Origin of the sequence: Enterobacter sp. JBIWA008, from assembly GCF_019968765.1 — a bacterium.
Classification (GTDB): Bacteria; Pseudomonadota; Gammaproteobacteria; order Enterobacterales; family Enterobacteriaceae; genus Enterobacter.
The window spans coordinates 3,030,783-3,047,022 of the sequence record NZ_CP074149.1 but is presented as its reverse complement, the minus strand read 5'-3'; the positions used below and the strand labels follow the sequence as shown (position 1 = coordinate 3,047,022).

The 16,240-nt window shown below is 56.8% G+C and carries 12 protein-coding genes; 6 read left to right on the top strand and 6 right to left on the bottom strand.

Translation table 11 applies throughout. The features are described from left to right. Positions 1-101: 101 nt before the first annotated feature. Complete coding sequence (locus tag KGP24_RS14720; RefSeq protein WP_223560931.1) at positions 102-1,313, top strand: MFS transporter; 1,212 nt, start codon at positions 102-104, stop codon at positions 1,311-1,313. On the opposite strand, the gene mtfA is transcribed toward KGP24_RS14720, so the two are convergent. Beyond that, the gene (gene mtfA, locus KGP24_RS14715; RefSeq protein WP_223560930.1) at positions 1,310-2,107 is read right to left on the bottom strand and encodes a DgsA anti-repressor MtfA; all 798 of its coding nucleotides are present in this window, start codon (positions 2,105-2,107) and stop codon (positions 1,310-1,312) included. The genes KGP24_RS14720 and mtfA overlap by 4 nt on opposite strands. A 215-nt stretch (positions 2,108-2,322) precedes the next feature. Between mtfA and KGP24_RS14710 the strand changes: the two genes are divergently transcribed. The 3 genes from KGP24_RS14710 (at position 2,323) to KGP24_RS14700 (ending at position 4,988) form a co-directional block, all read left to right on the top strand. Beyond that, complete coding sequence (locus KGP24_RS14710; protein WP_223560929.1) at positions 2,323-2,469, top strand: DUF2256 domain-containing protein; 147 nt, start codon at positions 2,323-2,325, stop codon at positions 2,467-2,469. After that, entirely contained in the window at positions 2,466-3,995 is a 1,530-nt protein-coding gene (locus KGP24_RS14705) for a cryptochrome/photolyase family protein (RefSeq protein WP_223560928.1), read from the top strand. Before KGP24_RS14710 ends, KGP24_RS14705 begins: the two co-directional genes overlap by 4 nt. Before the next feature lie 93 nt (positions 3,996-4,088). Further along, positions 4,089-4,988, top strand: coding sequence for a LysR family transcriptional regulator (locus KGP24_RS14700; RefSeq protein ID WP_223560927.1), 900 nt, complete (start codon positions 4,089-4,091; stop codon positions 4,986-4,988). Here the strand turns inward: KGP24_RS14700 and KGP24_RS14695 are convergent. The 3 genes from KGP24_RS14695 to KGP24_RS14685 form a co-directional block, all read right to left on the bottom strand. Then, positions 4,963-5,751: a substrate-binding domain-containing protein gene (locus tag KGP24_RS14695; RefSeq protein ID WP_223560926.1), complete on the bottom strand. Its 789-nt coding sequence runs from the start codon at positions 5,749-5,751 to the stop codon at positions 4,963-4,965. The two genes, KGP24_RS14700 and KGP24_RS14695, sit on opposite strands and share 26 nt — an antisense overlap. Next, entirely contained in the window at positions 5,748-7,061 is a 1,314-nt protein-coding gene (locus KGP24_RS14690) for an MFS transporter (protein ID WP_223560925.1), read from the bottom strand. Before KGP24_RS14690 ends, KGP24_RS14695 begins: the two co-directional genes overlap by 4 nt. Before the next feature lie 282 nt (positions 7,062-7,343). Beyond that, positions 7,344-8,642: a serine hydrolase gene (locus KGP24_RS14685; protein WP_223560924.1), complete on the bottom strand. Its 1,299-nt coding sequence runs from the start codon at positions 8,640-8,642 to the stop codon at positions 7,344-7,346. A gap of 106 nt (positions 8,643-8,748) precedes the next feature. Between KGP24_RS14685 and KGP24_RS14680 the strand changes: the two genes are divergently transcribed. Then, positions 8,749-9,642 (top strand): LysR family transcriptional regulator, encoded by an 894-nt coding sequence (locus KGP24_RS14680; protein ID WP_223560923.1) that lies wholly within the window; start codon positions 8,749-8,751, stop codon positions 9,640-9,642. On the opposite strand, the gene fumA is transcribed toward KGP24_RS14680, so the two are convergent. Then, positions 9,631-11,280: a class I fumarate hydratase FumA gene (gene fumA, locus KGP24_RS14675; protein ID WP_223560922.1), complete on the bottom strand. Its 1,650-nt coding sequence runs from the start codon at positions 11,278-11,280 to the stop codon at positions 9,631-9,633. The two genes, KGP24_RS14680 and fumA, sit on opposite strands and share 12 nt — an antisense overlap. 55 nt (positions 11,281-11,335) lie before the next feature. Further along, positions 11,336-12,844 carry an anion permease gene (locus KGP24_RS14670; protein ID WP_223560921.1) on the bottom strand — a complete coding sequence of 503 codons (1,509 nt, stop codon included), beginning with the start codon at positions 12,842-12,844 and terminating at the stop codon, positions 11,336-11,338. Positions 12,845-13,454: 610 nt separating this feature from the next. Here KGP24_RS14670 and KGP24_RS14665 point away from each other — a divergent pair. Then, positions 13,455-16,235, top strand: coding sequence for a flavocytochrome c (locus KGP24_RS14665; RefSeq protein ID WP_223560920.1), 2,781 nt, complete (start codon positions 13,455-13,457; stop codon positions 16,233-16,235). Positions 16,236-16,240 lie beyond the last annotated feature (5 nt).

Here is a 16,240-nt window from a genome sequence, read left to right as displayed (position 1 = left end):
TATGATATTCATTCTGTTTACAGTCGCAACCATTTTTGCAATATTTGTTTTCATAAAATTCATGATTTCCACACATTTATTGACACTATGTTCACATTCTCATGCGCACTGACTCTGAAATATTGACCGAAAACGTCACCTCAAAAGCCAACTGGCCCCTGGCATTATGTGCGGGGTTATTAGGTATCGGGCAAAACGGCCTGCTGGTGATGCTCCCGCAGCTCGTAACCCTGACCGGACTGTCGCTTTCGGTCTGGGCTGGACTGCTCATGTTCGGGTCCATGCTCTTTTTACCGGCCTCGCCCTGGTGGGGACGCCAGAGCGAGCGGCGGGGATGTAAGGCCGTGATGGTGGCCTCGCTGAGCGGCTATCTGGCCAGTTTCGTGGTCATGGCGCTGGTGGTCTGGGCGATGGCGGCCGGAAGGCTGGATACCGTCTGGGGACTGGCGGGACTGATTCTTTCACGTCTGCTCTACGGACTGACGGTCTCGGGGCTGGTGCCTGCGGCCCAGACGTGGGCTATTCAGCGTGCGGGGCTGGAGAAAAGAATGGCGGCGCTGGCGACGATAAGCTCCGGCCTCAGCTGCGGACGTTTGCTCGGCCCGCCGCTGGCGGCGCTGATGCTTAGCGTCAGCCCGGTGGCGCCGCTCTGGCTGATGGCGATCGCGCCGTTAATCGCCCTGCTGCTGGTGCTTCGCGAAGCCGCAGACCCGCCGCTGCCGCCGGTGGCGCACCAGGCGACCCGCCTGCAGGCCTCGATGCTGCCGTTCCTGCTGCTGGCGCTCCTGCTGGCAGCGCTGGTAAGCCTGATGCAGCTTGGCCTGTCTCCACATCTTGGCCCGTTGCTGGACGGCAACGCCCGGGAGATCAGCCATCATGTTGCGCTTCTGCTGAGCCTGGCCGCGCTGGCTACGCTCGCGGCGCAGTTTCTGGTGGTTCGCCCGCAGCATTTCACCCCGATGACGTTGCTCTGTATCGCGGCGGTGTTGATGGTGGTCGGGCTTGGGGTGATGACCGTCGCGGGTTTAACGCTGTTCTACGTGGGGATTGTTATCACTTCACTCGGGGCGGCGATGGCTACGCCGGGCTACCAGCTGCTGCTGAACGACAGGCTTACCACCGGGAAAGGGGCGGGCGTCATCGCCACCAGCCACACGTTAGGCTACGGCGTCAGCGCGCTGCTGGTACCTGTGGTGACGCGCTTTTACGGCGAGCAGTCTTTAACGGTGGCCGCATGGGGAATGGCATTGCTGTTTTTAGCGTTGAGCATAGGGGTACGGTCAACCGAACGTCCCCCTGCTGAAAAGCCTTAATGGATCTGGTGGGAGGAATGACCGCCAGACTCCTCATTTTGCCGCAGACGCTGTAGGGGATCCTGCTGATAAAACTGGCAGAAACGCTGCCATAGCGCCGGGAAACGGGGCGCGAAGAGTTCGGGCGCGCTGAAGAAATACTCCGAGAGAACCGCAAAGCACTCGGCCGGGTCGGTTGCCGCATAGGCGTCAATGCTGGCCGCGCTTTCGCCCACCAGGTCTATTTCATCCTGGATGTTATCCATCGCCGCGTGCAGGTCGTGCTCCCATCCTGCGACTTCACGAAGCGGAATCAATGGAACGCCGCTGGCGCGATCGCCGTTGCGGGTATCCAGCTTGTGCGCCACCTCATGGATAACCAGATTAAAACCGGACGCATCGAACGAGTCCTGAATGTCGAGCCAGTTGAGGATAATCGGCCCTTGTTGCCAGCTTTGCCCGGACTGCACCACGCGCTGGTTGTGCACCAGCCCGATATCGTCCTGCCATTCGTCATCCACCACGAACGGTGCGGGATAGATAAGCACCTCGTGGAAACCGTCCAGCCACTCAATGCCGAGCTCAAGAACCGGCAGACAGAATAGCAGGGCGATGCGCGCGTTTTTCAGGGGATCGAGTTCGAAACCCTGCAGTGGAACCAGGCGTTTATGCTGTAAAAAACGATCCGCCATCTGAACCAGTTTCGCTTGTTCATCCGGGTTAAGATTAGCCAGAACAGGGATCGTCAGCGCGTCATCCCATGGCAGCGCCATATCCCGGCCAGCTTCATTCGTTTTCCAGGGCCACTTTATCATCGCTTTGCTCGCAAACTCGTCACTTGAACAAAAATGGGAAAGTCAGGTTTGGTTAAGATGCCAGAAAATCGCTCACGGCGACAATTCCAGCCTGAATAAACTATCATTCGTACGTAGCGGTGGGTAGCGCTTTGCGGGCATCACCTTCATTTTGTGAAGTCGGTCGTTGCCTTAAGCCACAGGTTCAGTGAAGTCATCAGTACGGTATTGAAAAGATGAGCGATTTTAAAGGTAACAAACAGAGCCTGCCCAGTCGGGTATGTATGCACTGCCAGCGGCCCATGACGTGGCGCAAGAAGTGGGCGAAATGCTGGGATGAGGTCAAATACTGTTCTGAGCGCTGTCGCAGGAGCCACCGTTGACCGAGCTGCGCCTGATCCTGGGCGATCAGCTTAATCCGCACCACAGCTGGTTTGATGCCTGCAATCCGAATGTCATTTACGTGATGCTGGAGCTACGGGCCGAAACCGCGTACGTGCTTCATCACGCCCAGAAAGTTATCGCCATCTTCGCGGCCATGCGCGCGTTTTCCTCTGCGTTAAAGGAAAAGGGGCATCGGGTGAGGTATGTCCGGCTCTCTGACGGCTCAAACCGCGGCGCGCTGGAGGACAATCTCAACGCGCTTGTCGCACATTACGGCGCCGACAGGGTAGTGTGGCAGGAGCCCGATGAATGGCGTCTTGATATGCAGCTGCAGGCGTGGGCGAGAAACGTATCCGTTGAAACCGCCTGCGTCAGCAGCGAGCATTTCTTCACCACCCGTGAACAGGTGAGTGCGTTCTTTGCGTCGCGCAAAAGCTGGCGCATGGAGTACTTTTACCGGGAAATGCGCCGTCAGCACGGCATACTGTTGACCCCGGAAGGCGAGCCCGAAGGGGGAAAATGGAATTTCGATGCAGAAAACCGCAAGCGCTGGTCCGGTGAACCGCCTGCACCGGAGGACACTCGCCTCCGCCACGATCGCACCGCACTATGGGAAGAGATCCAACGCTGTGGCGTAAGCACCTTCGGCGAACCGCAGGCCGACAATTTTCGCTGGCCAGTCGACCGCGCTGAAGCCAAAGCACGGCTGGATGATTTTATCACGCACGTGCTGCCGCAGTTCGGTGCCTGGCAGGATGCGATGCACGCGGAGGAACCCTTCCTTTTCCACTCGTTAATTTCATTCGCGCTAAACACCAAAATGCTAAATCCGCGAGAAGTGGTAGCCGCTGCTGAGCAGGCCTGGCGTACGGGCCATGCGCCGCTGCCCGCCGTCGAAGGGTTTATCCGACAAATTCTCGGCTGGCGGGAGTACGTGCGTGGTATCTATTGGTCGCAGATGCCGGGGTATCGGGAGCTGAATGCCTTAGACCACCACGCCCCTCTGCCGGACTGGTTCTGGACTGGCAAGACGCAGATGCGCTGCCTGGCGCATGCCGTTGAGCAGTCACTCACCGAGGCTTACGCCCACCATATCCAGCGCCTGATGGTCATCGGGAACTTTAGCCTGCTCAGCGGCCTGTCGCCGCAGGCGGTTCATGAATGGTATCTGGGGGTCTATATTGATGCCTTTGAATGGGTGGAGCTGCCCAATACCCTCGGCATGAGCCAGTTTGGCGATGGCGGGTTACTGGCCAGCAAGCCCTACGTCTCGAGCGCGTCTTATATTCATAAGATGAGTAATTACTGTCAGGGGTGCCGGTATCAGTACAACCAGCGTACCGGAGAGCTGGCGTGCCCCTTCAATGCCCTTTACTGGGATTTCTTTGCGCGCAATCAGGCGCGTCTGGGTAACAATCCCCGCCTGGGCATTGTTTTTAAACAGCTTGCGGACATGAAGGAAGAGGAGCGGCAGGCTATTGCCGAGCGCGCCGGGTACATCCGCCTGCATCTCAACGACCTCTGATCGGTATTTCAACGCCCGGCGGTTGCGGCAGGTCAATAAGAGGCTATTATTTTTGACTTTGTTGCGTATTCCCTGACAGGACATCCAGACGCTATGCCCGTGAATTTTGACCTTAACGATCTTTATGCTTTCAGAGCGTTAGTTGAATACGGTAACTTCCGTGTCGCTGCTGAATCTATCTGCTTATCCCAGTCGGCGCTGAGCCGCAGGATTGAAAAGCTGGAAGCCGCGCTGGGAAACCGACTGTTTGACCGTACCACTCGCCGCGTGGCCTTAACGTTATACGGGCAAAACTTTGCTGAACGCTCCGCGCAGCTGCTCGACAACGTTGAGTCAATGCTGGCGGATGTCGATAAAATCAGTGAAGAGCGAACGGGGCTGATCACGGTTGCCGCGGTACCTTCCGCCGCCTGTTACTTTATGCCTGATGTGATCCGTCGTTTTCAGTCTCGCTATCCACGCGTTCGCACTAAGCTTATCGACAGCAGCGCGGGGAATGTGATTGACGCCGTGGCCCGAAGCCAGGCGGATTTTGGTATCTGCTTTGCAGGAAACTTACCGGCTGAAATTGAATTTTTCCCGCTGGTGGAGGATGTCTATGTTGCGGTGTGCCGAAAGGATCACCCGCTGGCGCAGAAGAGTCACCTGACGTGGAAGGCATTTTATCAGCAGGATTATATCTCCCTCGATAAAACGTCAGGTAACCGTAACCTGCTCGATCGGATGCTGGGGAATATCATTCCTGAACGCCCCAGCGTCTGCGAAACGCGCCACGTTACCACGATGCTCGGTATGGTAGCGGCGGGGATCGGCATTGCTGCCGTCCCCGCCATGTCGATGCCGACGTCAGAGCACACGCTGCTGACGCATCTGCCGCTGGTGGCACCGGAAGTGAAACGCACCGTGGGGCTTATCCGGCGCCGGGGGCGCATCCAGTCCTACATTGCGGCTGAACTGGAAAAACAGATCACCGAGCAGTATCACCGGACGTAACGGGGATCATCCCCGTCTTCTCGATGACGGCCCTTGAGGGCGGTGAGGCGAGATAGGTCAGCAGCGCTTTCCCCTCCGCGGGATGTTCTGCATGACGGGTGACCGCACCCGCGAAGCGCGTGATGTACTGAAGATTATCAGGGAGTTTCCCGATAAAGGTGACGCCCTGAACCGGCAGCAGCTCGCTGACCTGCTGGAAACCGACGGCGTATTTTCCTTTCGCCACTTCTGAGGCGACCGGGATACGCTCGACCATTGTCGCTTTACCCGTCACTTCTTTTTCAATCCCCATCTTTTTGAACAACGTCTGGCTGACGTACCTGCCGCTGGCGCTGTCAGAGTAGGCGATGGAGCTGGCCTGCAGCAGCGTGTTACGCAGAGCCGCCTCGCTGCTGATATCAGGGACATTCGCACCTTTTTTCACCACCATGCCAACGGGGGAGTCCGCGAGTTCAGTGCGCGAACCCGGCTGGGTCTGGCCGGCTTTTTCGAGCTTCTCCAGCGCATCGCCCACCATAATCACCACATCGGCTTTCTCGCCGCGTGCCAGTCGGTTTGGGATCGCCTGCGGCGTAGCGCCCATTGAGGGGCCGGGGATGATCACAATTTTATCCCCGGTCCGGTGTTCATATTCCGGGGCCAGCTTTTCAAGGGCGGCTTTGAAGCCGCCTGAGATCATGACCTTCACCTCCTGGGCACAGGCATTGGCGCTCAGGAGCGTCAGCACCAGCGCGCTGGCGGTATAGCGATAAGTGCGTTTCATACTGCCCCCTGTGATTTGACGGTGTTTCGCAGCGATACCGCGCGGCGACGATAGAGGTAGAGCGTGGCCAGCAGGGCACACACGGCAGCGAAACTCATCCAGTAGCCTGGCGAGGCTTTGTCGCCGGTATATTCAATCAGCGCAGTGGACATTACCGGGGTAAAGCCGCCAAAGACCGCCGTTGCCAGGCTGTAAGCCAGAGAGAACCCCGCCACGCGCACTTCAGCAGGCATAATCTCCGTCAGGGCTGGGATCATCGCGCCGTTGTAAAGGCCGTAGAGGAAGGAGAGCCACAGCAGCACGCTCAGCATCATGGAGAAGCTTGGGGCACTCGCCAGCAGCGTCAGGGCGGGGTAGCTGGTCGCCAGCGCCAGCAGGGCCATGGCAATCAGCACCGGCTTGCGCCCGAAGCGATCCGACAGCGCGCCGCCCACCGGCAGCCAGATGAAGTTAGAGATAGCCACCAGTAGCGTGACCAGCAGGCTGTCCGAGGCGCTGAGCATCAGCACCTTTTTGCCAAAGGTGGGAGCGTAGACGGTGATCAGGTAGAACGCGGTGGTGGTCATCGCCACCATCAGCATGCCCGCGACCACCACCTGCCAGTTGCCAAGCAGCGTTTTAAAGACCTGACGCATCTCCAGATGCTGGCGGCGCGCGCTGAACTCTTCCGTCTCCTCCAGCTTGCGGCGCAGGAAGAAGATAAACGGCACGATTAAACAGCCGAACAGGAACGGGATGCGCCAGCCCCATTCGCGAATGGCGCTCTCCTCCATCTGGGCATTCAGGGCAAAGCCCATCGCCGCGGCGACCATAATGGCGACCTGCTGGCTGCCGGACTGCCAGCTGGTGTAAAACCCTTTGCGGCCCGGCGTGGCGATTTCAGCCAGATAGACCGAGACGCCTCCAAGCTCTGCACCGGCGGAAAAGCCCTGCAGCAGACGGCCCGTCAGCACCAGCAGCGGTGCCCACAGACCAATGCTTTGATAAGAGGGGATAAGCACGATCAGGAACGTCCCCGCCGCCATGATGGAAAGCGTAACGATCAGTCCTTTTCTGCGCCCCACCTTGTCGATATACGCGCCAAGCACAATGGCCCCGATGGGCCGCATCAAAAATCCTGCGCCGAAGACGGCGAAGGTCATCATCAGCGACGCAAATTCACTGCTCGCCGGGAAGAACGTGTGGGCGATGTAGGTGGCATAGAAGCCGAAAAGAAAGAAATCGAACTGTTCGAGAAAGTTGCCGGACGTCACGCGAAGTATCGCGCCCGCCTTAGACCGTACGGTTGCAGGTGAGGTTGAGGAAAACATGGTTATCTCCAGTTTATTATTGACGTTTTACGCGTCTGTTTTTGAAAACTGGATCAGGATGAGGAAATAGATAAGCGCAAATGCGACATCGACTGATGCACTTTTTGCATGAATATCCTCAGGGGGATAAATACAATTAATGACAACAATAACTTAACAATTAATTGATTTTTTATTCACCACTTTTTGCTAAGTGGCTGATATCACGGTTTTGTGACGTGGCGCAGGCTGCGTTGCATCTGAAAGAGCCGGGCAAGCGCTTCGTTACCCGGCGGGGGCAATTTAGCGCAGCGCCCTGGCAATGGCGCTAAACATCAGAGAGGCCTCCAGCGGTTGAGCGCTAAAGGATGGTTCCGCCTGCGGCCAGGTAGACCACTGAACGATAACCAGTTTTTCCTTCTGGTTTACCACAATCATCTGACCAAAAATCCCCAGCGCCCAGAGCGAATCTTTCAGCGAATCTCGCACCGTCGGCTCAACGCCCGTGGCGTTGGCGGGAACTGCGTTATTCCACCATTGAAAGCCGTACAGTCCGTCTGGATGGGCGTCTGATACCGAGCCTTTGGCCTTCGTCCAGTCTGACGATTGCTGGATCCAGTTATCCGGAAGGATCGTCTTGCCGTTCGGCAGCGTACCGTTTTTACGGATAAACTCCCCGAAGCGACCCCAGTCCTCCAGCGTGGCGTTAAAGCCGTGCGCGCCGACGTCGTGCTGGCCTTTGCTGTAGGCATGCCATACGCCGTCGCTCGCCATGCCGTACGGCTGCCAGATACTTTTCTCCAGATACGCTGCGATCGTCATGCCGGTAGCGCGCTCCAGCACGTCACCCAGCAGCCAGGCGCCGCCCGAAGAGTAAGACCAGTTCTCTCCGGCCGGGTGAACCCTGCGCAATCCCTTCACCAGCCTGCGCACGCAGTCGTAGGTGCCCGGTTTCGCCTCGCACTCGGTGAGCTGCGCGAAGTCGGAGTTAGGGTTGGTGTAATCCTCGTTCCACGCCACGCCGGAGGTGTGGGTGATAAGCTGTTTGAGCGTCACGCCGTCCCAGGCGGTGCCTTTCAGGTCGGGTTCGTACTGCGTAATCAGGTCGTCGAGTGAATGAATTTTTCCCTCTTTAAGGGCAACGCCCACCAGCGCCGATACCACCGATTTGCCTACCGAGCGCGAGGTCCAGAGCGTGGAGTCGGTATTGCCCTTTGCGAGATATTTCCAGGCGATTTTGCCGTCCTTCAGCACCAGCATGCCGCTGACGTTCTGGCGCTTAAGGTACTCCTGTAGGCCGTAGCGCCTGCCGTTGACCTGATAGTGGGCGTCCGCAAGCGGCTTGTCCGACACAAGCAGCGGCACGGCTTTGCCGTGACGGAAAATATCCCCGGCGTAGTTACGGTAATCATTGCGAAAGCCCACCACGCGGTCGGCCTGACTCCAGGTGAGCATCTTATGGGTGTCCGGCAGCGCGGCGTCAAAGGGGGCAGGGCAGGCGCTAAGGCCGGTGCCATCACAGGCGGCCATTGCCGCAGGGGAGAGCAGGCTGCTGAAGACAAGGCCTGCCAGCAGGGTCCGGTTTACTTTTCTGTTTTTCATATCCGTCTCGTATGGGTTAAGAACGGCTTCAGTTTAAAAACCCCGGGGCTATAATAAAAAACGCGTGGTGGGGGAAAATCCCCCTAAAAAACGGAGGGAGCGTAGCGTGGCGGGACTGATCTATTCTTTTGCACAGCTCGAGGCATTTACCGCCGTGGCCGAGAACGGGAGCCTGAGTAAAGCGGCAGTGGCGCTGAAAAAAGACCGAACGACGCTTCGCGATCTGATTGATTTTCTTGAGGACGGGTTGGGCTACGCGCTGTTTATTCGCGACGGGCGCACCCTTAGGCTCACGGCGGAAGGGGAGCAGCTCCAGCGCCAGGCACATCTGCTGATGCGGCAGGTAAAAGCCTTCGAAGCCTTTGCCAGAGAAGTGCCTCACGGCGCCACGCAGGATCTGACGCTGGTTTACGATCCTTTTACGCCCAGAGCCTTTCTGCACGGGGTTATCGCAGAGATGGCGTCGCGAAAAATCCGGCTGAGCCTGATCTGCGCCTCGCGCGATGAGTCGGAACACATGCTGACGAGCGGTCGTGCCGATCTGGCCATCTGCCAGGCGCGCAACCGCAGCGTGGGCAATGACATGGAGTGGCGGGCCTTAGGCGCAATTGATATGGATTTTTACGCCTCCGGCAAGCTGTTTACGGATATTTCATCCCCCCTGTCGCTGCTCGATCTCTCCCTGGTTCCACAGATAGTTATGCACCCAGCCTCTGACGAGCCGGTCGCGCGTCGCCTGCAGATCTCCGGGCATACCCTTTTTACTAACGAACCGGAGATGCTGCGCGGTCTGCTGGAGCGCGGATGCGGCTGGGGATTTTTACCGACCCATTTTCATGCCGTGCGGTGGCAAAATGTAAAAAGGCTGCGCACAGAAGTGGGCAGCCAGGGAATTAGTCAGACGATGGTCATCATCTGGAAGCCGGGGAGTGACAAGCGCGCCATCATTGCTGACGCGCTGGCGCTATTACCGGAGGTGTGGAAGCACTCAGCGCTGTGAACAGCCTTTGCACTGTTGGTTCTGGATCTGCTGGAAGAAATCGTTGCCTTTGTCATCCACCAGGATAAACGCCGGGAAGTTCTCGACCTCAATTTTCCAGATAGCTTCCATTCCCAGCTCCGGATACGCGACGCATTCCAGGCTCTTAATGCTGTTTTGCGCCAGCACCGCCGCCGGGCCGCCAATGCTGCCCAGGTAGAAGCCGCCGTGTTTATGGCAGGCGTCGGTTACCTGCTGGCTGCGGTTGCCTTTCGCCAGCATGATCATGCTCGCGCCGTGGGATTGCAGTAAATCCACATACGAGTCCATACGTCCCGCCGTGGTCGGGCCGAGTGACCCAGACGCGTAGCCTTCCGGCGTTTTGGCCGGGCCTGCGTAGTAAATCGGGTGATCTTTAACGTACTGCGGCAGTTCTTCACCGTTGTCGAGCAGCTCTTTCAGCTTCGCGTGGGCGATATCGCGCGCCACGATGATGGTACCGTTCAGCGACAGGCGGGTAGAGACCGGGTGCGCGGAGAGCTGCGCCAGGATCTCATTCATCGGTTTGTCCAGGTTGATGCTCACCACGTCGCCTTCGCCCTGCTGACGCAGTGATTCAGGAATATACTGGCCCGGATTGTGCTCCAGCTTCTCAATCCAGATCCCGTCGCGGTTGATTTTCGCTTTGATGTTGCGGTCTGCGGAGCAGGAGACGCCCATGCCGATTGGGCAGGAAGCGCCGTGGCGCGGCAGACGAATCACGCGGATGTCGTGGGCGAAGTATTTACCGCCGAACTGCGCGCCGAGGCCGAGGTTCTGTGCTTCCTGGAGCAGTTCCTGTTCGAGCTGAACGTCGCGGAACGCCTGGCCGTGTTCGTTGCCTTCCGTTGGCAGCGCGTCGTAGTAGCGCGTGGAGGCCAGCTTCACGGTTTTCAGGGTGCTTTCGGCAGAGGTACCACCAATCACAAACGCGATATGGTAAGGCGGGCAGGCGGCAGTTCCCAGGGTGCGCATCTTCTCAACCAGATAGTTTTTCAGCTTTGCCGGGGTGATCAGCGCTTTGGTTTCCTGATACAGATAGGTTTTGTTGGCAGAACCGCCGCCTTTTGCCATGCACAGGAATTTGTATTCGTCGCCGTCCACGCTGTAGAGGTCAATCTGCGCAGGCAGGTTGGTGCCAGTATTCACCTCTTTATACATGTCCAGCGCCGCATTCTGGGAGTAGCGCAGGTTGTCTTCGATGTAGGTGTTATACACCCCCTGGCTCAGGGCTGCTTCGTCACCGCCGCCGGTCCAGACGCGCTGGCCTTTTTTTCCCATGATGATAGCGGTGCCGGTATCCTGACAGGTTGGCAGCACGCCTTTTGCGGCAATTTCAGAGTTACGCAGGAATTGCAGGGCAACGTATTTGTCATTCTGGCTGGCTTCCGGGTCATTGAGAATGGCGGCAACCTGCTTCTGATGGGAAGGACGCAGCATAAACGCGGCGTCGTGGAAGGCCTGCTGTGCCAGCAGAGTCAGGGCTTCCGGCTCCACTTTCAGTACTTCCTGACCGTCGAATTCGGCAACTGAAACGTGCTCTTTGGTCAGCAGGTAGTATTCGGTGTCGTCATGGGAAAGCGGGAAGGGGTTCTGGTAGATAAACGGTTTGTTTGACATAGCGTATTGCTCCACAAAAATAAAACCGCCGGAGGAGAAGTCCGGCGGTCAGGAATCAGAACATCATGGACATCCACGGATAGCCAATCAGCAGCAGGGCCGCCAGGAAGATGGCACCGAAGATGGTGCCAAGGCGCCAGTAGTCTTTGGTTGGCAGGTAGCCGCTACCGTAGTAAATCGGGCTTGGGCCAGTACCGTACGGGGTGATGATCCCCATCACGCCCAGCGAGGTCACCATCAGCAGGACAAACACTTCCATATTCATGCCCGGAATGGTGGAGGCGATGGTCAGCATCGCTGGCAGCAGCGCGGTGGTGTGCGCGGTGGTGCTGGCAAACAGGTAGTGCAGCAGGTAGAACGCCAGCAGCAGAACGATAGTCGCCACGCCCGGTGAAATGCCGCTCATTAACAGACCGCCTTCTTTACCCAGCCAGCCGATAAAGCCGGTGGAGGAGAGGCCGTCCGCCAGCGCCACCAGGGTGGCGAACCAGACGAAGGTATTCCACGCTGCTTTATTACCGGTGATATCGTTCCACTCCAGCACGCCGGTCCACAGCATCAGGCCGACGATGAGCAGGGCTGCCATGGCAGGCTCAATCCACGCGGTGGCGAAGATCCACATCAGCAGCGCGCAGCATACGAATACCAGCAGCAGAATTTCATTGCGGGACAGCTTGCCGAGTTTTTCCAGCTCACGGGTCGCCCACAGCGGCACTTCGTTATTCACTTTGACTTCAGGTGGGTAGAACCAGTAGGCCAGCAGCGGCATGGCAAGAATCAGCAGGATACCCAGCGGCAGGAAGGCGAGGAACCAGGTGCCCCAGGAGATATCAATCCCAACCGTACTTTTCACTAGCGCCAGGGCCAGCAGGTTTGGCGCCAGGGCTGAGAGGAACATTGAACTGGTAATACAGGCCGCGGTGATCGCCACCCACATCAGGTACGAACCGATTTTGCGCGCGCTTGGGTCGTTTGGTTTTGAACCGTACAGTGGCGGCAGGTTAGCGATAATCGGGTAGATGGTCCCGCCGCTGCGCGCGGTGTTGGACGGGGTGAACGGTGCCAGCAGCAGGTCAGCAAACGTAATGGCGTAACCGAGCGTCAGGCTGCGACGGCCCAGGTACTTCACCAGAATCAGCGCCAGACGGCGGCCGAAGCGGGTTTTGTCATAGCCTGCGGCGAACATAAAGGCGCCGAAAATCAGCCAGACGGTAGAGTTACCAAACCCGCTCACCGCCCATTTAAAGGAGGCGCCTGCCAGCTTGAATTTCGGGTCAGCCAGCTGTTCAGGGCTGAACAGCACCCACTGGCTGCACAGGGCAATGGCGACGACGCCGGTCAGACCGATCACCGCACCCGGCAGGGGTTCGAAGATCAGACCGACGATCACGCCGACAAAGATGGCGAAGTAGTGCCACGCGTAAGGAGGCAGGCCTTCCGGAACTGGAACAAACAGCAGCAGTACGGCGACGATGACGGGCAACGCCATCATCAGCAGACGTTTTGCGTTTCCTTTTGATGCCTGGTTCGCCACAGGGGGCGTTACAGCAGTTTTTGTATTCATAGTTTCACGTCTTAAGTTGTCAAAAATTCGGTTGCCCTGAAAAACAAAATCGCTTTCTTAAGTTTTTTTGCTTTCTTTAGTTATTTAAGGTGCTGCTTTGTATTTTCAGTAATAGCGATTTAACGCTTTTTGGGTTGCGTTAAATTAAAAATTGATGATGTTTTTATATTGCGCCTTTGGATGCAATAACTATTGATCGCGATCAAAAAAACAGAATTGCAGTGTTATTTTTATGCTTTTATTAATAACCACTCTGACGTATGTGGGTATTACGTATCTTACGAGTTGGCTTTATCATTATTGTAACATTTTTACTTTTTGTTATTTTTTATCTTATTGATTTATATGGATTTGTATGTGTTCTGGGAAAATGGTTTTACCATTAATCATTTAACGAATTTTAAATTATTGTGAATGGTTGAATTACAATCGCTAACACCAATGTGTTATTTGTGTTACTGATGGGATTAAATAGTTTTTTAACTAATGTAATAACTTTATAAACTAAATTAATCATTATATTAATATCATAACGTCGGCAAATAACAGCGAACTAAAAACACAATCCGATAACGAATTCTTAATTTTTTAAAAGTTTGGAGTTTCTATTATGAGCACTAACGAACGCATTCTTAGCCCCTTCACATTACCGAATGGCACTGAACTGAAAAACCGTTTGTTAATGGCCCCTATGACCACCTGTACCGGCTATTATGACGGCACCGTCACCAGCGAACTGGTGGAGTACTATCGTGCCCGTTCCGGCAGTATCGGCACCATTATTGTGGAGTGTTGCTTCGTCGACGATCTCGGTCTCGCCTTCCCGGGCGCGATCGGTATTGATAATGACGAGAAAATCGCCGGGCTGGCGAAAATCGCAGAGGCCATTAAATCCAAAGGGTCTAAAGCGCTGCTGCAGATCTACCACGGTGGCCGCATGGTCGACCCAAAACTGATCGGTGGCCGTACCCCGGTTGGCCCGAGCGCCGTAGCCGCGCCGCGTGAAGGTGCAGCAACGCCGGTTGCTCTGACGTCTGAAGAAGTGGAAGGCATGATCGGCAAGTTTGGTGAGGCCGTGCGCCGCGCCATCCAGGCCGGTTTTGACGGCGTGGAAATCCACGGGGCGAACACCTATCTGATTCAGCAGTTCTACTCACCGAATTCAAACCAGCGCGATGACGAGTGGGGCGGTAGCCGCGATAACCGCGCGAAGTTCCCGCTGGCTGTGCTGGACATTACCCACAAAATGGTGCGCCAGTACGCGGACGACGCGTTTATTATTGGCTATCGTTTCTCCCCTGAAGAAATGGAAGTCCCGGGCATTCGCTTTGACGACGCCATGTACCTGCTGGAAAAACTGGCGGCGCGCGGCGTGGACTATCTGCACTTCTCCGTCGGCGCGACTCTGCGTCCTTCCATTGTCGACACCCAGGATCCAACCCCGCTTATCGAAAAATACTGCGCGATGCGTTCTGAAACGCTGGCGCAGGTTCCGGTCATGGGCGTGGGCGGCGTGGTGAATGCTTCAGATGTGAATGAAGCGCTGGACCACGGTTACGACCTGATCGCCGTTGGCCGCGCCACCATCGCTTATCCGGACTGGACAGACCGCATCGCGGCTGGCGAAAGCCTTGAGCTGTTTATGGACAGCACCAAGCGCGAGGCGTTGAGCATTCCTGAACCGCTGTGGCGCTTCTCGCTGGTAGAAGCGATGATCCGCGACATGAGCATGGGCGAATCCAAATTCAAACCGGGTACCTTTGCTGAGAAAGTGCAGGATGACGCTAACGAACTGGTGATTAACGTCAGCCTGGAAACTGACCGCATTGCGGACATCGAGCTGGTCTGCGGCCCGAGCGAAGACGTTGAGTTTGTGACCAGCTTTGACGAGATCCGTACCCGCATTCTGGACGCCAATACTCCGCACGTGGATGCCATCACCGGCGCAACCAGCCAGAGTGAAGCGGTGAAGAAAGCGGTTTCTAAAGCGATGCTGAAATCCAGCAAAGCGCTGGCCGCGGAAGAGGGCGTTGACCCGAACGAAACCCGCAGCGTGGACGTGGTGGTTGTCGGCAGCGGCGGCGCCGGTCTGGCGGCGGCGATTCAGGCTCACGACGAAGGCGCGAGCGTGCTGATTGTCGAGAAAATGCCGACCATCGGTGGGAACACCATTAAAGCCTCTGCCGGTATGAACGCCGCCGAAACTCGCTTCCAGCGCGTGAAGGGCATTCAGGACAGCAAAGAGCTGTTCTACCAGGAAAGCCTGAAAGGCGGCGGCAACAAGAACAACCCTGAACTGCTGCGTCGCTTCGTCGAGAACGCGCCGCAGGCAATTGAGTGGCTGGCCACCCGCGGCATCATGCTGAACGACATCACCACCACCGGCGGGATGAGCATTGACCGTACCCACCGTCCAAAAGACGGTTCTGCGGTGGGCGGTTACCTGATCAGCGGCCTGGTGCGCAACGTCAACAAACGCAACATCGAGGTGATGCTGGATACCTCCGTCAGCGACATCATCTTCGAGAACGGTGAAGTCACCGGCGTACGTCTGACCACCGAAGAGAACGAAACCGTCACCGTAGCAACCAAAAGCGTGATTGTCGCCACCGGCGGCTTCAGCGCCAATAGCCAGATGGTGGTGAAATACCGTCCGGATCTGGAAGGTTTCGTCACCACCAACCACAAAGGGGCAACCGGCGGTGGCATCGCGCTGCTGGAGCGCATCGGGGCGGGCACCGTGGATATGGGCGAAATTCAAATTCACCCAACCGTTGAGCAGAAAACCTCGTATCTGATTTCCGAATCTATCCGCGGCGGCGGGGCGATTCTGGTGAATCAGCAGGGGAACCGCTTCTATAACGAAATGTCGACTCGCGATAAAGTATCGGCGCAGATCATCGCTCTGCCGGAGAAATATGCTTACATCGTCTTTGATGAGCATGTCCGCGCTAAAAACAAAGCCGCGGATGAGTACATCGCGAAAGGTTTCGTGACCAGTGCCAGCTCGCCAAAAGCTCTGGCTGAAGCGCTCGGTATGGATCACCACGCTTTCCTGGCGACCCTGGAACGCTACAACGGCTTCGTCGAAAAACAGCACGATGACGATTTTGGTCGTACCACCGCGCTGCGTGCGCCAATCAACGAAGGGCCATTCTACGCCATTCAGATTGCGCCAGGCGTGCACCACACCATGGGCGGCGTAACTATCAACACCGAAACCTGCGTGCTGGACAGCAACCACAACGTGCTGCCAGGCGCGTTCGCGGCCGGTGAAGTGGTCGGCGGGATCCACGGCGGTAACCGTATCGGCGGTAACGCGGTGGCAGATATCATTATTTTTGGTACGCTTGCAGGACACCAGGCGGCTATGCGTTCGAAAAAGCAGTAAGACAC